Origin of the sequence: Kluyvera georgiana ATCC 51603 (assembly GCF_001654985.1) — a bacterium.
In the GTDB taxonomy this organism is placed as follows: domain Bacteria; phylum Pseudomonadota; class Gammaproteobacteria; order Enterobacterales; family Enterobacteriaceae; genus Kluyvera; species Kluyvera georgiana.
On record NZ_LXEU01000062.1, the window covers coordinates 14,049 to 32,165 of the forward strand.

14 protein-coding genes and 1 pseudogene are annotated in these 18,117 nt (G+C 57.5%); 10 read left to right on the top strand and 5 right to left on the bottom strand.

Annotated features, from left to right (window positions below):
* Positions 1-118: 118 nt before the first annotated feature.
* The 3 genes from tyrB to M989_RS15040 all read left to right on the top strand — a co-directional run bounded on the left by tyrB (position 119) and on the right by M989_RS15040 (position 2,815).
* Positions 119-1,312, top strand: a complete 1,194-nt coding sequence (gene tyrB / locus M989_RS15030) for an aromatic amino acid transaminase (RefSeq protein WP_064546669.1) — start codon at positions 119-121, stop codon at positions 1,310-1,312.
* A gap of 200 nt (positions 1,313-1,512) precedes the next feature.
* Positions 1,513-2,226, top strand: a complete 714-nt coding sequence (aphA, locus tag M989_RS15035; RefSeq protein ID WP_064546671.1) for an acid phosphatase AphA — start codon at positions 1,513-1,515, stop codon at positions 2,224-2,226.
* 235 nt (positions 2,227-2,461) lie between these two features.
* The gene (locus M989_RS15040; protein ID WP_064546672.1) at positions 2,462-2,815 is read left to right on the top strand and encodes an MmcQ/YjbR family DNA-binding protein; all 354 of its coding nucleotides are present in this window, start codon (positions 2,462-2,464) and stop codon (positions 2,813-2,815) included.
* Here M989_RS15040 and uvrA read toward each other — a convergent pair whose 3' ends face one another.
* On the bottom strand, positions 2,816-5,641 hold the full coding sequence (gene uvrA, locus M989_RS15045) for an excinuclease ABC subunit UvrA (protein WP_064546674.1): 2,826 nt from the start codon (positions 5,639-5,641) through the stop codon (positions 2,816-2,818). It abuts the gene before it with no gap.
* A gap of 252 nt (positions 5,642-5,893) precedes the next feature.
* Between uvrA and ssb1 the strand changes: the two genes are divergently transcribed.
* The 4 genes and pseudogenes from ssb1 to M989_RS15065 all read left to right on the top strand — a co-directional run bounded on the left by ssb1 (position 5,894) and on the right by M989_RS15065 (position 10,345).
* On the top strand, positions 5,894-6,430 hold the full coding sequence (ssb1, locus tag M989_RS15050) for a single-stranded DNA-binding protein SSB1 (protein ID WP_064546676.1): 537 nt from the start codon (positions 5,894-5,896) through the stop codon (positions 6,428-6,430).
* A gap of 239 nt (positions 6,431-6,669) precedes the next feature.
* Positions 6,670-8,277 (top strand): annotated as a pseudogene (locus M989_RS15055) (gamma-glutamyltransferase family protein).
* Between the two features lie 31 nt (positions 8,278-8,308).
* Entirely contained in the window at positions 8,309-9,628 is a 1,320-nt protein-coding gene (oxlT, locus tag M989_RS15060) for an oxalate/formate MFS antiporter (protein WP_425337857.1), read from the top strand.
* A gap of 12 nt (positions 9,629-9,640) precedes the next feature.
* On the top strand, positions 9,641-10,345 hold the full coding sequence (locus M989_RS15065) for a GntR family transcriptional regulator (RefSeq protein WP_064546678.1): 705 nt from the start codon (positions 9,641-9,643) through the stop codon (positions 10,343-10,345).
* 6 nt (positions 10,346-10,351) lie between these two features.
* Here M989_RS15065 and M989_RS15070 read toward each other — a convergent pair whose 3' ends face one another.
* The 3 genes from M989_RS15070 to soxS all read right to left on the bottom strand — a co-directional run bounded on the left by M989_RS15070 (position 10,352) and on the right by soxS (position 12,840).
* Positions 10,352-11,863, bottom strand: coding sequence for an MltF family protein (locus tag M989_RS15070; protein ID WP_064546680.1), 1,512 nt, complete (start codon positions 11,861-11,863; stop codon positions 10,352-10,354).
* 141 nt (positions 11,864-12,004) lie between these two features.
* A complete protein-coding gene (locus M989_RS15075; RefSeq protein ID WP_064546682.1) occupies positions 12,005-12,286 on the bottom strand; it encodes a YjcB family protein in 282 nt (93 codons plus the stop codon).
* A 224-nt stretch (positions 12,287-12,510) separates the two neighbouring features.
* A complete protein-coding gene (gene soxS / locus M989_RS15080) occupies positions 12,511-12,840 on the bottom strand; it encodes a superoxide response transcriptional regulator SoxS (RefSeq protein ID WP_064546684.1) in 330 nt (109 codons plus the stop codon).
* 87 nt (positions 12,841-12,927) lie between these two features.
* Here soxS and soxR point away from each other — a divergent pair, with 87 nt between their 5' ends.
* The 3 genes from soxR (at position 12,928) to M989_RS15095 (ending at position 16,986) form a co-directional block, all read left to right on the top strand.
* Positions 12,928-13,386, top strand: coding sequence for a redox-sensitive transcriptional activator SoxR (gene soxR, locus M989_RS15085; RefSeq protein ID WP_064546686.1), 459 nt, complete (start codon positions 12,928-12,930; stop codon positions 13,384-13,386).
* Positions 13,387-13,793: 407 nt separating this feature from the next.
* Entirely contained in the window at positions 13,794-15,143 is a 1,350-nt protein-coding gene (locus M989_RS15090) for an NCS2 family permease (protein WP_064546688.1), read from the top strand.
* A gap of 196 nt (positions 15,144-15,339) precedes the next feature.
* Positions 15,340-16,986, top strand: coding sequence for a Na+/H+ antiporter (locus M989_RS15095; RefSeq protein WP_064546690.1), 1,647 nt, complete (start codon positions 15,340-15,342; stop codon positions 16,984-16,986).
* A 169-nt stretch (positions 16,987-17,155) separates the two neighbouring features.
* Here the strand turns inward: M989_RS15095 and M989_RS15100 are convergent, their stop codons facing one another.
* Positions 17,156-18,040, bottom strand: a complete 885-nt coding sequence (locus M989_RS15100) for a LysR family transcriptional regulator (RefSeq protein ID WP_064546692.1) — start codon at positions 18,038-18,040, stop codon at positions 17,156-17,158.
* Positions 18,041-18,117 lie beyond the last annotated feature (77 nt).

The following is an 18,117-nucleotide window of genomic DNA, read 5'->3' on the forward strand; positions in this document are numbered from 1 at the left end:
AAGGCGTTTACGCCGCCATCCGGCAATCTTTTCACCAACCGCAACAACCGCTCGACCTTCCTTCCCATCCGGTTTATTGTGTTATTTCCTGCCTTCTGTAAACCCGGAGAACCATCGCGTGTTTCAAAAAGTTGACGCCTATGCGGGCGACCCCATTCTTTCATTAATGGAACGTTTCAAAGAAGATCCGCGCAGCGACAAAGTAAACCTCAGCATCGGTCTGTTTTATGACGAAAATGGTATTGTTCCACAGCTGAAATCGGTCGCTGAAGCGGAAGCGCGCTTTAACGCGCAGCCGCACGGCGCGTCGTTGTACCTGCCGATGGAAGGGCTGAACAGCTACCGTCATACCGTGGCGCCGCTGCTGTTTGGCGCAGATCACCCGGTTCTCCAGCAGCAGCGCGTGGCCACCATTCAAACGCTTGGCGGCTCCGGCGCGTTGAAAGTGGGCGCGGATTTCCTGAAGCGCTACTTCCCGGATTCCGGCGTCTGGGTCAGCGACCCGACCTGGGAAAACCATATCGCGATCTTTGAAGGCGCAGGTTTTACCGTCGACACCTATCCATGGTTTGATAGCGAAACCAACGGCGTGCGTTACGCAGCGCTGCTGGAGAAACTGAACACGCTGCCGGCGCGTAGCATCGTGCTGTTGCATCCGTGCTGTCATAACCCAACGGGTGCCGATCTGACCAATGACCAGTGGGACGGCGTGGTTGAGGTGCTGAAAGCGCGCGAGCTGATTCCGTTCCTCGATATCGCCTACCAGGGCTTTGGCGCGGGTATGGAAGAAGACGCCTATGCGATCCGCGCGATTGCCGACGCTGGCCTGCCCGCGCTGGTCAGCAACTCATTCTCTAAAATCTTCTCGCTGTACGGCGAACGCGTCGGCGGACTGTCGATTATCTGTGAAGATAATGAAACCGCGCTGCGCGTGCTGGGCCAACTGAAGGCGACGGTACGCCGTAACTACTCCAGCCCGCCAAACTTTGGCGCGCAGATTGTGGCGGCCGTCCTCGGCGATGCGGAGCTGAAGGCGATGTGGCTGGCCGAAGTGGAAGGGATGCGTACGCGAATTCTGGAGATGCGTCATGCGCTGGTGAATGTGCTGAAAGAAGAGATGCCAGACGGTAATTTCGATTATCTGCTCAAGCAGCGCGGGATGTTTAGCTACACCGGCCTGAGCGCAGCACAGGTTGATCGCCTGCGCGACGAGTTTGGCGTTTACCTGATTGCCAGCGGTCGTATGTGTGCGGCAGGGCTGAACAGTCGCAATGTTCAGCGTGTGGCAAAAGCCTTTGCTGCCATAATGTAAGCAAGTACTTACTCTGGTCTGGAGGCCGATTCCGGGCCAGAGTCACTCCTTGAAAGCAAAATGTGATCCCCCAGGTTTTTTCAGGATTAATCTTAGAAATCCCTTTCATTCGTACCCCTCAGACGGTAAGGTCGCCAGTGGCTTTCTTTGAAGTACCGCCCACTTTATTACAATAACGATTCGACGAATTAAGGGAAAATATGCGCAAGATCACGCAAGCTCTCAGTGCCGTCTGCTTGTTATTTGCACTGAATTCTACGGTGACGGCCCATGCGTCGTCGCCATCTCCGCTTTACCCCGGAACCGATGTTGCGAAGCTGGCCGAACAGGCGCCGATTCACTGGGTTTCCGTGGCGCAGATTGAAAACAGCCTGATGGGCCATCCGCCGATGGCGGTAGGTTTTGATATCGATGACACCGTGCTGTTCTCAAGCCCTGGCTTCTGGCGCGGGCAAAGAACCTACTCCCCGGATAGCCAGGATTACCTGAAAAACCCAGAGTTCTGGGAAAAAATGAACAACGGCTGGGACGCATTCAGCATCCCGAAAGAGGTCGCCCGTTCGCTGATTGCCATGCACGTCAAGCGCGGCGATAGCATTTACTTCGTGACCGGCCGCAGCCAGACTAAAACCGAGACCGTATCGAAAACGCTGCAGGATGATTTCCTGATCCCGGGCGTTAACATGAATCCGGTGATTTTTGCCGGCGATCAGCCGGGCCAGAACACCAAGACCCAGTGGCTAAAAGAGAAGAACATCAGGGTGTTCTACGGTGATTCCGATAACGATATCACCGCCGCGCGTGAAGTGGGTGCCCGTGGTATCCGCGTCCTGCGCGCCTCCAACTCGACTTATCGCCCGCTACCGCAGGCCGGTGCGTTTAACGAAGAAGTGATCGTTAACTCCGAGTACTAACCCCAAACCACTGTAGGCCGGATAAGGCGTTTACGCCGCCCTCCGGCAATCTGCTCTGTGCTGCCGGATGGCGCTTCGCTTATCCGGCCTACAGTATGCGACGTACACCCTACCAATAAATGATGCTTTTTTAGTCAAAATCAGGCGCTGAAAGGTTTATCCTTTCGGCGTCTTGTTGCACACTGAGATGATGCTTTTCTGCACAAGGTGGCTCGCGAGACTAAGGGGTATAACAATGACCAGTTCGGATCTTCTGCTGTACTGCATGGCTAAACGTGGCGTGGAACAGAGCGTGCACAGTGACTGGAAAGCGACGCAGATTAAAGTCGCTGATGTGCTTTTTGCAATGGTAAAGGATGTGGAAGACCGCCCGGCGGTGTCGCTGAAAACCAGCCCCGAACTGGCAGAACTGCTGCGCCAGCAGCATAAAGACGTGCGCCCAAGTCGTCATCTCAACAAAGCGCACTGGAGCACCGTTTATCTCGACGGCTCGTTGCCGAATTCGCAAATTTACTATCTGGTGGACGCGTCCTATCAGCTGGCGGTGGATCTGCTGCCGGAAGCCGTCCGGCAGCAGATGTACTCGTAATTACTGCAACAGCGGTTTCAGGAAGCGTGCGGTATGCGAGGCTTCGCAGTTCGCCACCGTTTCCGGCGTGCCTGACACGAGGATTTCACCGCCGCCGCTGCCGCCTTCCGGACCCAGATCGACAATCCAGTCCGCGGTCTTAATGACGTCCAGGTTGTGTTCAATCACCACGATGGTGTTGCCCTGGTCGCGCAGCTGATGCAGCACTTCCAGCAGCTGCTGGATGTCGGCAAAGTGCAGGCCGGTGGTCGGCTCGTCGAGAATATAGAGCGTCTGACCGGTACCACGTTTTGATAGCTCGCGCGCCAGCTTCACGCGCTGGGCCTCACCGCCGGAGAGGGTGGTCGCCGACTGGCCGAGACGAATGTAGGTCAGGCCCACGTCCATCAGGGTTTGCAGCTTACGCGCCAGCGCCGGCACGGCATCGAAGAACTCACGTGCCTCTTCAATGGTCATATCCAGCACTTCGTGGATGGTCTTGCCCTTGTACTTAATCTCCAGCGTTTCGCGGTTATAGCGTTTGCCTTTGCACTGGTCGCACGGCACGTAGATATCCGGCAGGAAGTGCATTTCCACTTTGATCACGCCATCGCCCTGACAGGCTTCGCAGCGCCCGCCACGGACGTTAAAGCTGAAACGGCCCGGCGTATAGCCGCGTGAACGTGATTCCGGCACGCCGGCAAACAGTTCACGTACCGGTGTAAACACGCCGGTGTAGGTGGCCGGGTTGGAACGCGGCGTGCGGCCAATCGGGCTCTGGTCGATGTCGATGACCTTATCGAAATGCTCAAGCCCCTGGACATCGCGGTACGGCGCGGGTTCAGCGATAGTCGCGCCATTTAGCTGCGTCTGGGCAATCGGGAACAGCGTATCGTTTATCAGCGTTGATTTACCGGAACCGGACACGCCGGTGATGCAGGTAAACAGACCCACCGGCAGCGTCAGGGTCACGTCTTTCAGGTTGTTGCCTGATGCCCCCGTCAGCTTCAGTACTTTTTCCGGATTAGCCGGAACGCGTTGCATCGGCACTTCAATTTTGCGTTTGCCGCTCATGAATTGCCCGGTCAACGACTCTGGCACCGCCATAATGTCGTCCAGCGTGCCTTCAGCTACCACCTGACCGCCGTGGACACCGGCGCCTGGGCCAATGTCGATGACGTGGTCGGCGGCGCGAATCGCGTCTTCATCGTGTTCAACCACGATCACCGTGTTACCGAGGTTACGCAGGTGAATCAGGGTGCCAAGCAGGCGTTCGTTATCGCGCTGGTGCAGGCCGATGGACGGCTCATCAAGCACGTACATCACGCCGACCAGCCCCGCGCCAATCTGGCTCGCCAGACGGATACGCTGGGCTTCACCGCCGGAGAGGGTTTCTGCGGAACGGGAGAGCGTCAGGTAGTTAAGGCCAACGTTCACCAGGAACTTCAGGCGATCGCCAATCTCTTTCAGCACTTTTTCAGCGATTTTTGCCCGCTGGCCGGAGAGCTTCAGGTTATTGAAGAAGTCCATCGCGTGGCCGATGCTCATGTCGGAGATGGTCGGCAGCGGCGTATTTTCCACGTAGACGTGGCGCGCTTCGCGACGCAGACGGGTACCGTTACAGCTGACGCACGGACGGTTGCTGATGAATTTTGCCAGCTCTTCGCGCACCGCGCTGGATTCCGTCTCTTTATAGCGGCGCTCCATGTTGTGCAGCACGCCTTCGAACGGATGGCGGCGCACGGAAGTATCGCCGCGATCGTTGATGTATTTGAACTCAATCGACTCTTTGCCGGAACCGTAGAGAATGGCTTTCTGCGCGGTGGCGCTCAGGGTTTGCCACGGCGCTTCCACGTCGAACTCGTAGTGGTCCGCCAGCGATTTCAGCATCTGGAAGTAGTAGAAGTTACGACGATCCCAGCCGCGAATCGCGCCGCCAGCCAGCGACAGCTCCGGGTTCTGGATGACGCGGTCCGGGTCGAAGTACTGCTGTACGCCCAGACCGTCACAGGTCGGGCAGGCGCCCGCCGGGTTGTTGAAGGAGAACAGGCGTGGTTCCAGCTCGCGCATGCTGTAGCCGCAAATCGGGCAGGCGAAGTTGGCGGAGAACAGCAGCTCTTCCGCTTTCGGGTCGTCCATATCGGCGACCACCGCCGTACCGCCGGAAAGCTCCAGCGCGGTTTCAAAAGACTCCGCCAGGCGCTGGGCGAGATCGTCGCGTACCTTGAAGCGGTCAATCACCACTTCAATGGTGTGTTTCTTTTGCAGCTCGAGCTTCGGCGGATCGGAGAGGTCGCAAACCTCGCCGTCGATACGCGCGCGGATATAGCCCTGGCTTGCCAGGTTCTCCAGGGTTTTGGTGTGCTCGCCCTTACGCTCTTTAATGATCGGGGCCAGCAGCATCAGGCGTTTGCCTTCAGGCTGCGACAGCACGTTATCCACCATCTGGCTGACGGTTTGCGCCGCCAGCGGCACGTCGTGATCCGGACAGCGCGGCTCGCCAACGCGCGCATACAGCAGGCGCAGGTAGTCGTGAATTTCGGTGATGGTGCCTACCGTTGAACGCGGGTTGTGCGAGGTCGACTTCTGCTCGATAGAAATCGCCGGCGACAGCCCTTCAATATGATCGACGTCCGGCTTTTCCATCAACGACAGGAACTGGCGCGCGTAGGCAGAAAGTGATTCTACATAGCGACGCTGCCCCTCGGCGTAGAGGGTGTCAAAAGCCAGTGAGGATTTGCCAGACCCGGACAGCCCGGTCACGACGATCAGTTTGTCGCGAGGGATGACGAGGTTGATGTTTTTGAGATTATGGGTGCGGGCGCCCCGAACTTCGATCTTATCCATTCACCTTTCCCGGTAGAAGATACACGGCTTGCCTGGTTTGTTTGAAGGACAAACGGCAGAAATGGCTAATTATGACACAACTTAACCTGAATGAATATACAGTATAGGAATGCCGATTCAGGATGCTGATGAAAATTTGCATAGCGGTGAGATGTTTACTGGAATGCGCCTCGCAGCTACCAAAATACCGTCTGGAAATGGTACACTCGCGCGTTTACACTTAATCAAGAATCGTATTCAGGAGAGACAATCATGGCCAGCAGAGGCGTCAACAAGGTGATTCTCGTCGGTAATCTGGGCCAGGACCCGGAAGTGCGCTACATGCCGAATGGTGGCGCAGTCGCCAACATTACGCTGGCTACTTCCGAATCCTGGCGTGATAAAGCGACCGGTGAAATGAAAGAGCAGACCGAATGGCACCGCGTTGTGCTGTTTGGCAAACTGGCGGAAGTGGCGGGTGAATACCTGCGTAAAGGCTCTCAGGTTTATATCGAAGGTCAGCTGCGTACCCGTAAATGGACCGATCAGTCCGGCGTTGAAAAATACACCACGGAAGTGGTGGTGAACGTGGGCGGCACCATGCAGATGCTGGGTGGCCGTCAGGGCGGCGGCGCACCGGCCGGTGGCAACATGGGCGGCGGCCAGCAGCAGGGCGGTTGGGGTCAGCCTCAGCAGCCGCAGGGTGGCAATCAGTTCAGCGGCGGCGCGCAGTCTCGCCCGCAGCAGCAGTCCGCTCCGGCACCGTCTAACGAACCGCCGATGGATTTCGACGACGATATCCCGTTCTGATTTGCCGCCGTTTCGACGGCGCTCATCAAGACGCTCAAAACCCTGCTTCGGCAGGGTTTTTGCTTTTTTAATGCGCACCATCAGCCGACATCAGCACCGCTTCGGTGCGCGAGTTGCCCCGCGTTAATCGCCGTTTTTTGAATCTCATTCACATAACCATCAGATAATTAACAAAAATAACAATTGGCACGCTTTGTGCCTACATCCGTGTATACACACATGTAGGCAAGGTGCAGACGATGACTCAGATCCAATCAGCTAAATGTATGCAGGGCATGGCCGTTGCGCCGCACTCGCTGGCCGCCGAAAGCGCGGTGGCCGTTTTGCGTGACGGCGGCAATGCGGTTGAGGCGATGGTCGCCGCCGCGGCGACCGTCGCGGTGGTTTACCCACATATGAACGGCATCGGCGGCGATGGATTCTGGCTAATTTCCCGGCCCGGCGAAGAGCCGGTGGCGATTCAGGCCTGTGGCTTTGCGGCAGAAAAAGCGAATATCGATTTTTATCGCCAGGCGGGCTACACGCAGGTTCCGGTACGCGGCCCGCTGGCGGCCAATACCGTCGCGGGCACGGTTGGCGGCTGGGAGCGCGCGCTGGAGTGGGCGGGAGAACATACGGACAACGCGGCGCTGCCGTTAACGCGTCTGCTGCACGATGCTATTCACTATGCGCGTCATGGCGTGCCGGTCACCTCTGGGCTGCATCAACAGATTACCGCGCGGCTGCCGCAGCTCGGTCAGTATCCCGGATTTTGCGGCCTGTTTGCGCCGGAAGGTCAGGCGCTCACCCCTGACGATTTACTGCTTTAGCCCGCGCTTGCTAACACGCTGGAACGCCTGGCAACCCATGGGCTTGGGGATTTTTATCATGGTGAAACCGCACGTCTGATCGCCAGCGAACTGGAAGCCGCCGGGAGCTTGCTGCGCTTTAGCGATCTTGATGCTTATCGCGCGGCGCGGGTGAAGCCGCTGGCGCTGGAAACGGATATTGGAACGGTTTATAACCTCCCGCCGCCGTCGCAGGGGCTGGTCTCGCTGCTGATTACCGGCATGATTGAGCAGCAGCGTAAAAAAGGCGCAATTGCTGACGAAACGGATTTTGTTCACCACTGTGTCGAAGCAACCAAGCTGGCGTTTACCCTGCGCGATCGCCACATCACAGATCCAGCGCATATGACGCTTGACCCACAGTCGCTGCTGACGGCAGACAATATCGCTCAGCTTAGCGCGCAGATTGTGCCCGACCGGGCACAGTCCTGGGGTAAAGGACGCGGGCCGGCGGATACCGTCTGGATGGGCGTTATCGACGGCTCCGGCACCGCGGTCAGCTTTATTCAGAGCATCTATCACGAGTTCGGCAGCGCGGTGATCCTCGCCGATAGCGGCATCATCTGGCAAAACCGCGGCAGCAGTTTTTCGCTGGACCCGAGCGCCACCAACCCGCTTCAACCGGGCCGTCTGCCGTTCCATACCCTCAACCCCGGGTTGGCGAGGCTGGCCAACGGCGATGCGCTGGTATACGGCAGCATGGGCGGTGACGGCCAGCCGCAGACGCTGGCAGCGGTTTTTGACCGCATTCTCCATCAGAACATGACGCCTCAGGCGGCTATCGCCGCTCCGCGCTGGCTGTTAGGGCGCACCTGGGGCGAGAGCAGCGACACGCTGAAGATTGAAAGCCGCCTGAGAGCGGCGACTACCGAGACCCTCAAACAGTACGGCCATGACGTCGAGATTTACCCCCCTTACGACGACCTCATGGGGCATGCCGGGGCAATCCTCCGGCATGGCAACGGCATGCTGGAAGGCGGAAGCGACCCGCGTAGCGACGGCGGCGTCGCCCGCTGGTAACCCAGCATTTTCCAACTGAAACATTCCTGGAATGACGCGGCGCGTAAAACGCGCCCGCTTTCTGGCGACATTTTTTCGTCTATTGGAGCGTAAAATGACCGTTCTCAGAGAACCTTTGGTGGCACCAAAATTTGGCAAATGGGCGCAGCTGGTGTTGGGGCTTATCTGTATGGCCTCCATCTCCAGCCCGCAGTATGTGTGGACGCTGCTGACTAAACCGCTGACCGAAAAGCTGGGTGTGGGCCTGCCTGAGCTGCAGGTGACCTTTTCACTGCTCATTATTCTGCAAACCTTCTTTTCTCCTTTCCAGGGACGTCTGGTTGAACGGTTTGGCCCCCGACTGCTGATCTCGATTGGCACGGTAATGGCCGGAATGAGCTGGGTGCTCTCCGCGCACATTAACGGCCTGGTGGCGCTGTATCTGGTCTACGGCTGCATCGGGGGGGTGGGCACCGGGATTGTGTATATCGGTGTGGTGGGGCTGATGGTGAAGTGGTTCCCGCAAAACCGGGGCTTTGCCGCAGGGGCCGTGGCGGCGGGGTATGGCATGGGGGCGATTTTGACCACCTTCCCGATCTCGATTTCGCTGGGCAACTATGGCCTGGAGCAGACCATGACCGTGTTCGGTATCGTCTTCGCTATCGTGGGTCTGCTGGCCAGTCAGGGGTTGAGTCTGCCGCCTCACTCGACCGTGCAGCCCATCAGCCGGAAAATCGTGCAGGGGACGCGTCAGTTCACCTCTCGCGAAATGCTGCGCCAGCCGCTGTTCTGGCTGATGTTTGCCATGATGGCGATGATGTCCACTTCCGGGCTCATGGTGACCTCGCAAATGGCCATCTTTGCTGAGGATTTCGGCATCAGTAAAGCGGTGGTATTCGGCATGGCCGCGCTGCCGTTGGCGTTGACCATCGACCGCTTTACCAACGGTCTGACCCGCCCGCTGTTCGGTTTTATTTCCGACCGTTACGGTCGTGAAAAGACCATGTTTATCGCCTTTGCTCTCGAAGGGGTGGCGATGACGCTATGGCTGGCCTGCCGGGAAGATCCGCTGCTGTTCGTGCTGCTCTCCGGGGTGGTGTTCTTCGGCTGGGGTGAGATTTTCTCGCTGTTCCCCTCCACGCTGACCGACACGTTCGGCAGCGAGCATGCCGCCTCGAACTACGGCTGGCTGTATATCTCGCAGGGGATTGGCTCGATTTTCGGCGGGCCGCTGGCCGCGCTGCTGTACCAGCATACTCAAGGGTGGCACGTGGTCTTTGGCTGTGCGATTACCCTTGATTTCATCACCGCCGGGCTGGCGCTGTGGGTGCTGAAACCCTGGCGTGCGCGCTTTATTCGCCAGCACAGTTAATGCGGAGCACTTATGACGGTCACGACATCGGAACCCACGCCACTTCTGGCGCATTCAGAGCGGGTGTTTCTGCAGCTGCGGCAGGAGATTTATCAGTTTGTCCTGCTGCCCGGCGATCGTTTCACGGAGGTGGACATTGCCCGCCGCCTGGGATGTTCCCGCACGCCGGTTCGCGAAGCGCTGCTATTGCTGCAAAACGAGGGGCTGGTCAGACGCTGTCTGCGTAACGGGTGGGAAGTTTTTCCCATTGATTTCGATGTCTATGAAGACCTGTACGAGACGCGCGCGCTGATTGAAGTGAATACGGTGCGCGCTCTGTGCCGTTCGACGTCGGCAAAGGTGAACCGTGAGGGACTTGCCGGGCTGAACGCTATCTGGCGGGTTGCGCCGCGGGAGGGGCTGGCTTGCGATGATATTGCCGCGCTGGACGAACAGTTTCACCTTGCGCTCACCGAGGCGGCGGGTAATCGGGAGTTGACGGCGATTCTGACCAATATCACCAACCGCATTCGCATTATGCGGCGGCTCGATTTTGAATATGAAACCCGTGTTAACCAGACCTACAAAGAGCACGCGGAGCTGCTGGAAGCCATTGAACAGCGTGATGAAGCGCGCGCGGTCGCGCTGATCACGGCGCATATTCAGGACGCTTATCAGGGGGCCAGCACCATTACCCTGCGACGTTTGCAGGGGGTACGGGTCAAACAAATACCGTAACCGGGGCTAGCCGTTGTTTTTATCGGTGGCGGGCAAAATCGGCGGTTTCCCCGTCGCTGCCCGCTTCCGGTTCATCTCATCGAGAATCAGCCGATAGGCGATATAGTACTTATAGATGTTGCTCACGTAGGTGACCGTTTCGGCTCCAATCTTCTCGGCAGCGAGGTTTTCCACGTTACCAAACCAGATGTTAGGGTCAAAACCGCGCTTTTTCGTCTCCGTACGCAGACGCGCAATCCGTGCCGGGCCAGCATTATAAGAGGCGAAAGAAAACAGTGCCTTATCCAGCTGCGTCATCGGTTCGTCACCGTAGTAGCGGTCGATCATCCAGCGCATATACTTCACCCCGGCGTGGATATTCGGATCCAGTTGCTTGATATCACCTACCTTCAATTCTTTGCCGGTGCTCGGCATCACCTGCATGACGCCAATCGCGCCAACGTGACTGCGCACGGACTGATTCAGCCGCGACTCCTGATAACCCTGTGCCGCCATCAGCAGCCAGTCGACGTCATAACGGTCGCCGTATTTGCGAAAAATCTCGACCATCTTCAAAAATTTGCGCCGTTCTTTCTCTGCTGCGGCATTTTTGACGTATTTCGCGCTTTTCAGATAGCGGAGCAACAGGGTATTGCCCAGGGTGCTGCCCTGGCGGTTGTCTTTAATAAAACCGTTGAGCTTCGCCAGCAACTGCGGGTTATCTTTGCGCACCGCCCAGGCGATGTTGCCGTTATCGCGTAGCACAATATCTTCATGAACCTGGATTTTCGGGAACACCTGTTTCCAGAACAGCGCTTTGTGGCGATCGACCACGATCAGCGGAATCAGCCCGGCGTTGAGCATTTCCAGCAGATCCTCGTCTTCCAGCGCTTCGGGGGCGGGCTTGATGACGACGGGTGGGAGAGAGGCTTTGGCAAAGCGCGCATTGAGGGCTTCAAGGCTTTCATAGTAGCTGGATGAACGACGGACAAAGACCGTCTTACCGGCGAGCTCGTCCACGTTTTTCACCTGCGGTGACGCGGGGCCCGAGATCAGCAGTTCCTGAATATCGCTGTAAATCGGGGCAGTGAAAGCCACCTGCTGCTGGCGTGCTGCGGTGATCGTAAGATTGGCTGCGGCAATATCGCCTTTACCTTCGTTCAGGGCAGTAAAGAGATTATCGCGGGTCACCGGAACGAAGATAATTCGCACCTTGAGGTGGCGCTGCTTGAGCTTTTTCTCTTTGGTCAGCTGGGCATTCAGGCTGCGTTCAAATTCGGCGAAGATATCGTGGGTGGCCCCGCGCTGCTGGCCTTTATCGATAAAAAAGAAGGTTTTGCTGTAGGTGGTCAACACGCGAATGACCCGGCGGTCGAGCATGCCAGGCTGGTCGCCCTTCCAGGGCTGCATAATGCTCTCGATATTGACCTCAAGCGCGTCGGGCGAGTCCTCTGGCTGTACGGCGGCGAAAGCGGCGCCGGTCAACAGCAGGGCGCTCAGGCAGGCGGTGAGAAAACGGCTAACAGGGATGGCGTTCATGGTGCGGCACTCCGCAGGGCGCATCCCTCTATTTTAGTCGAGCGAAGCTAAAACACCCTGTTGGAGCAGGGCTTTTTCATGCGCTTCGCCGCCGCGAAATTCAGGCCATAAAAAACCCCGACGTGTCGGGGTTTTTCTTAATCAGTACATGGCCACCGGCCATTCCGGCGGCGCCTGGCTCATCACTTCAACCATCACATCTTTGATGTTGTTGAAAATGGTGGCGATGTCTACCATCGTGATGCCCAGTAACCCGGTTGCAAACCAGCACGCCGCTGCGACACCCAGCATACCGCTGATGACCGCGAGACCGGCGTAGTCGGATTTACGAAATTGAATTTTCAGGGTACTGGCGAGAAACATCAGTACCGCGCTGGTTAACGGCCAGCGTAACAGTGCGACGCCTGCGGTAATGGACACCATGAGATTTCATCCTCAGAGATAAACAACAAGTTGCCCTGACAGCACTTATTGATTGAGGCGCAAGGCGCTCAGGCTATCTGAAGGCATTCACAAATTGAATGAAACAGTGTTTTTGTTTCATCTCAATGTGTGAACTATATCACGTTTGTTGTTTTATTCACCAGAGGTAAACGCAGGATTTTTTGTCAACGCCGCGGCTCAGTACAGGCCGCGGCGAAGCGATGTTACGCGGAGATCTGATGGCGATAGTCCGTCGGCGTGCGGTCAAACTCGCGGCGGAATACGCGAGAGAAGGTCTGCTGAGAGACATAACCCAGATCCATCGCGATATCGAAGATGGGGCGCTGGGTGGTGCGCAGCGCTTCCGCCGCCAGCAGCAGGCGCCGCTGGCGAATGTACTCGCCCAGCGTCTGGTGCATCACGGTGCGGAACATTCTTTGCAGATACCACTTCGAGTAGCCGGATTTTCTGGCCACGATGTCGATATTAAGCGGTTGATCGATATGTTCATCTATCCATTCAGTAAGAGTATGAATAATTTCCCGATGGGACATAAGGCTCTCCCCGTTGTCTATTTTCGCGTCGATTTCTTGTCTGGCGGCGAGTATAATTCCTCAAGTTAACTTGAGGTAAAGCGTATTATGGAAAAAAAATCGACCCGCATAAAATCGCTGCTCACGCCCGGTGAGGTAGCGAAACGAACGGGGGTTGCGGTCTCTGCGCTGCATTTTTATGAGAGTAAAGGGCTGATCCACAGCACGCGCAACAGCGGTAATCAGCGGCGCTATAAGCGCGATGTGCTGCGCTACGTGGCGATCATTAAAATTGCCCAGCGCCTGGGCATTCCGCTGGCGACGATCGGCGATTCCTTTAGCGTGCTGCCGGAAAACCACACGTTAGGCCCGCGCGACTGGAAACACCTCACGACCCAATGGCGGGAAGAGCTGGATAAACGCATTCACGCCATGGAGGCGCTGCGAGACCAGCTCGACGGCTGTATCGGCTGCGGCTGCATGTCGTTGCGCGACTGTCCGCTGCGTAACCCGGGCGATAAGCTGGGTGAAGAGGGCACCGGCGCGCGTCTGCTGGAAGACGAATAATCCTCCGCGATCCTCTCCCCAGGATTGCGACATTTTTGCCATAGAATTGTTGCCGGATTGCGCATAAACGATAACGTTTGCGCATGGGTTGGTGAATTCTTCATCGGTAATCGTTAATTTTCATAAACCAGGGCAAACTTCTGTTGAAAAAGGGGACATAAAAGCCAGATAATCGTTTGCCTCGGATTTTCGGACGCTTCTTATGCCGTAAATCCGCAGACCAACCTCATCACGCACTCGCGCAGATGAGGTATTCCGATTCTCGTTTTGTCTGCGCGGAGTTAATCGTTTGCTTTTTTGTGGCTCCCCTTTGCCGCAATGTAGCACATGGAGATGACGCTTAGCTGGCAGTGGATGTTCCACCACGCAGACGAACGAATGATAAAAACTCTCAGGGGATGTTTTCTATGTCTACGCCTTCAGCGCGTACCGGCGGTTCATTGGACGCCTGGTTTAAAATTTCTGCTCGTGGTAGCTCCGTTCGTCAGGAGATTGTCGCCGGTTTGACCACCTTCCTGGCGATGGTGTATTCGGTGATTGTGGTACCGGGCATGCTGGGTAAAGCCGGTTTCCCGCCGGCCGCCGTGTTCGTGGCGACCTGTCTGGTGGCCGGTGTGGGGGCTATCGTGATGGGGCTGTGGGCGAACCTGCCTTTAGCCATTGGCTGCGCCATCTCGCTGACTGCCTTTACCGCTTTCAGCCTGGTGCTGGGCCAGCACATCAGCGTGCCGGTTGCTCTGGGCGCGGTGTTCCTGATGGGCGTACTCTTCACCATCATCTCCGCTTCCGGTATTCGTAGCTGGATCTTGCGCAATTTGCCGCAGGGTATTGCGCACGGCACCGGCATCGGTATCGGTCTGTTCCTGCTGCTGATTGCCGCCAACGGCGTCGGCATGGTGGTGAAAAACCCGCTGGACGGTCTGCCGGTCGCGCTGGGTCAGTTCGACAGCTTCCCGGTGGTGATGACGCTGGTGGGCCTGGCGATGATCATCGGCCTTGAAAAACTGAAGGTTCCGGGCGGTATTCTGCTGACCATCATCGGCGTGTCTATCGTCGGCCTGATTTTCGACCCGAACGTGCACTTCTCTGGCGTATTCGCCATGCCGTCGCTGAGCGATGACAACGGCAACTCGCTGATCGGCAGCCTGGATATCATGGGCGCGCTGAACCCAATTGTCCTGCCGAGCGTGCTGGCGCTGGTGATGACCGCCGTCTTCGATGCGACCGGTACAATCCGCGCGGTTGCGGGTCAGGCAAACCTGCTGGATAAAGATGGCCAGATCATTAACGGCGGCAAAGCGCTGACGACTGACTCTCTCAGCAGCGTGTTCTCTGCCGTGGTGGGCGCCGCGCCGGCTGCGGTGTACATCGAGTCCGCAGCGGGTACGGCGGCAGGCGGTAAAACCGGTTTAACGGCGATCACCGTTGGCGTACTGTTCCTGCTGATCCTGTTCCTCTCTCCGCTTTCTTACCTGGTCCCGGGCTACGCGACTGCACCGGCGCTGATGTACGTGGGCCTGCTGATGCTAAGCAACGTGGCGCGTATCGACTTCAACGATTTCGTTGATGCGATGTCCGGCCTGATCACCGCAGTGATGATCGTGCTGACCTGTAACATCGTTACCGGCATCATGATTGGCTTCGCGACGCTGGTTGTGGGCCGTGTGGTTTCGGGCGAATGGCGCAAGCTGAACATCGGCACCGTTATTATCGCGGTTGCGCTGGTGGTCTTCTATGCGGGCGGCTGGGCTATCTAAGCCTGACATTTTGCAGATAAGAAAACCCGCCTGATGGCGGGTTTTCTGTTTGTAGCCCGACTGCGCGACTGGTTCGGACTTTTTTTCCATTTTCCGCCGCGTCTCGTTTCCTTTTGCGTTACTCTGGTACGCGTATGATAAGAAGCACGACGCTTCATGTTTTGAATAATAAGACAACGCTGTAAACAGGGAACGCATGGAAATATTCTTTACCATACTCATCATGACCCTCGTGGTTTCGCTCTCCGGGGTGGTTACACGCGTACTGCCCTTCCAGGTTCCACTACCTTTAATGCAAATCGCCATCGGTGCGCTGCTGGCCTGGCCTACCTTCGGTTTGCACGTTGAATTTGACCCTGAACTCTTCCTCGTCCTGTTCATCCCGCCGCTGCTGTTTGCCGACGGCTGGAAGACGCCGACCCGCGAGTTTATCGAGCACGGCAGGGAGATTCTCGGCCTGGCGCTGGCGTTAGTGCTGGTGACGGTGGTCGGGATTGGCTTCCTGATCTACTGGATTGTTCCCGGCATTCCGCTGATCCCCGCTTTTGCGCTGGCGGCGGTATTGTCGCCAACCGATGCCGTGGCGCTTTCCGGCATTGTGGGGGAAGGGCGCATCCCGAAAAAAATCATGGGCATTTTGCAGGGCGAGGCGCTGATGAACGACGCCTCCGGCCTGGTGTCGCTGAAGTTTGCCGTGGCTGTCGCGATGGGCACGATGGTCTTTACCGTTGGCGGCGCGACGGTAGAGTTCCTGAAGGTGGCGATTGGCGGCATCCTCGCGGGCTTCGTGGTGAGCTGGCTGTACGGTCGCTCAATGCGTTTCCTCAGCCGCTGGGGCGGCGATGAACCCGCCACGCAGATCGTGCTGCTGTTCCTGCTGCCGTTTGCCTCTTACCTGATTGCTGAACATATTGGCGTTTCCGGTATCCTGGCGGCGGTTGCGGCGGGGATGACCATTACGCGTTCCGGCGTGATGCGCACCGCGCCGCTGGCCATGCGCCTGCGCGCCAACAGCACCTGGGCGATGCTCGAGTTTGTGTTCAACGGCATGGTCTTCTTGCTGTTGGGCCTGCAATTACCCGCGATTCTTGAGACGTCGTTGGTGGCGGCTGAGGCCGACCCGAACGTCGAAACCTGGATGCTGTTTACCGATATCATCCTGATTTACGCGGCGCTGATGCTGGTACGCTTCGGCTGGTTATGGACGATGCGCAAGCTCAGCCAGCGCTTCCTGAAAAAGAAACCGATGGAGTTCGGCTCCTGGACGACCCGCGAGCTCTTGATTTCCTCGGTGGCAGGGGTGCGCGGTGCGATAACCCTCGCCGGTGTGCTGTCTATTCCGCTGTTGCTGCCGACGGGCGAAGCCTTCCCGGCGCGTTATGAGCTGGTGTTCCTCGCCGCTGGGGTGATTCTGTTCTCGCTATTTGTGGGCGTGGTGGCGTTGCCGATTTTACTGCGTCATATCGAATCCACCGACCACGTGCAGCAGCGTAATGAAGAGCGGCTGGCGCGCGCGGCGACGGCGGATGTGGCGATTGTCGCCATCCAGAAAATGGAAGAGCGTCTGGCGGCGGATAGCAACGAGAATATCGATAACCAGCTGCTGACCGAGGTCAGTTCGCGCGTTATTGGTAACCTGCGCCGTCGCGTCGACGGGCGTAACGATGTGGAAACCTCAATGCTGGAAGAGCAGCTTGAACGGCGTTTCCGCCTGGCGGCGCTGCGCTCCGAGCGCGGGGAGCTGTACCACCTGCGCGCGACCAGACAGATCAGTAATGAGACGCTGCAAAAGCTGCTGCACGACCTCGACCTGCTGGAAGCGTTGTTGATAGAAGACGCGTAGTGAAGCTCGGCGCCGCCCCGCGGCGCCTGGCCGGTCGACCATCGCCGGATGGCGGCTTCGCCTTATCAGGCCTACGGACCTGTAGGCCTGATAAGCGTAGCGCCATCAGGCACTAACGCCGCGTAACCCGAGCGAGGCGTTTACGCCGACCTCGGGAATGGCACCCTATCTACTCCGGCAGCTTAAACCCCTCACAGCACTTCAGCCATGCCTGGGCGCTGTGAGACAAATAGACCCCTTCTCGCCAAATCATACCTAACTGCCAGCGTAGTTCGCTTTCCAGCGGTAGCCAGCGCAGCGTCTTTTCATCCAGCTTGCGGCAAATGGGCTCCGGCAGAATCGCCACGCCGACGCCCGCCTGCACCATCGCCGCCAGAAAATCCCACTGGCCGCTGCGTACTGCAATGCGCGGTTTAACGTCATGGCGAGCAAACAGCTGCATCAGCTGGCGGCTGAGGGCGAAATCTTCGTTATAAATCAGCAACGGATGCGCGGCTAACTGGGTGGGCGAAACCGACGTTTGTTCCAGCCATTCACCGGAACGGGGCACCAGTACGCACAGCGGGTGGCTGAACAGCGGCAGGGTGGTGAGCGCGCTCTCTTCTTCAACAGGCAGCGCCGTCATCGCCAGATCCAGCTCGCCGTTCATCACCGCCTGCTGCACCGTCAGGCCGCCAAATTCGGAGATTTTCAGTTCGACTCCCGGGTAGCGCTGGCGGAACAGGCCGATCGGCCCCGCCATGAGCATACCGACCATTGGCGGAATACCAAGACGCAGCACGCCCTTATTGAGATGGTTAATATCGCTAAGCTCGGCTTCCAGCTGGCGGAATTCATCAAGAATCGCCAGCCCGCGCTCGAATACCACTTGTCCGGTATCGGTCATCAACAGCTTGCGGCCGTCGCGAATCAGGAGGGTACAGTTCAGCTCATCTTCCAGGTTTTTGAGCATCTTACTGATCGTCGGTTGCGTAACGTAGAGCTTCTCCGCCGCCCGGGTAAAGCTCTGCTGGCGAACGACTTCAACAAAGTAGCGCAGCGTTCTTATGTCCATGATTATGCCTCTAAACTATGCTACCGATGAGTTTAATTCATTTCTGTCATCATCGTGGTCTCACTATACTGTGCGCC

Excerpts from the sequence above, each read along its gene's own strand:
- M989_RS15065 (WP_064546678.1), top strand. The coding sequence starts at position 9,641 with ATGACGGTCACGACATCGGAACCCACGCCACTTCTGGCGCATTCAGAG.
- M989_RS15090 (WP_064546688.1), top strand. The coding sequence starts at position 13,794 with ATGTCTACGCCTTCAGCGCGTACCGGCGGTTCATTGGACGCCTGGTTT.
- M989_RS15100 (WP_064546692.1), bottom strand. The coding sequence starts at position 18,040 with ATGGACATAAGAACGCTGCGCTACTTTGTTGAAGTCGTTCGCCAGCAG.
- soxR (WP_064546686.1), top strand. The coding sequence starts at position 12,928 with ATGGAAAAAAAATCGACCCGCATAAAATCGCTGCTCACGCCCGGTGAG.
- M989_RS15070 (WP_064546680.1), bottom strand. The coding sequence starts at position 11,863 with ATGAACGCCATCCCTGTTAGCCGTTTTCTCACCGCCTGCCTGAGCGCC.
- uvrA (WP_064546674.1), bottom strand. The coding sequence starts at position 5,641 with ATGGATAAGATCGAAGTTCGGGGCGCCCGCACCCATAATCTCAAAAAC.
- aphA (WP_064546671.1), top strand. The coding sequence starts at position 1,513 with ATGCGCAAGATCACGCAAGCTCTCAGTGCCGTCTGCTTGTTATTTGCA.
- soxS (WP_064546684.1), bottom strand. The coding sequence starts at position 12,840 with ATGTCCCATCGGGAAATTATTCATACTCTTACTGAATGGATAGATGAA.
- oxlT (WP_425337857.1), top strand. The coding sequence starts at position 8,309 with ATGACGCGGCGCGTAAAACGCGCCCGCTTTCTGGCGACATTTTTTCGT.
- M989_RS15095 (WP_064546690.1), top strand. The coding sequence starts at position 15,340 with ATGGAAATATTCTTTACCATACTCATCATGACCCTCGTGGTTTCGCTC.
- M989_RS15075 (WP_064546682.1), bottom strand. The coding sequence starts at position 12,286 with ATGGTGTCCATTACCGCAGGCGTCGCACTGTTACGCTGGCCGTTAACC.
- M989_RS15040 (WP_064546672.1), top strand. The coding sequence starts at position 2,462 with ATGACCAGTTCGGATCTTCTGCTGTACTGCATGGCTAAACGTGGCGTG.
- ssb1 (WP_064546676.1), top strand. The coding sequence starts at position 5,894 with ATGGCCAGCAGAGGCGTCAACAAGGTGATTCTCGTCGGTAATCTGGGC.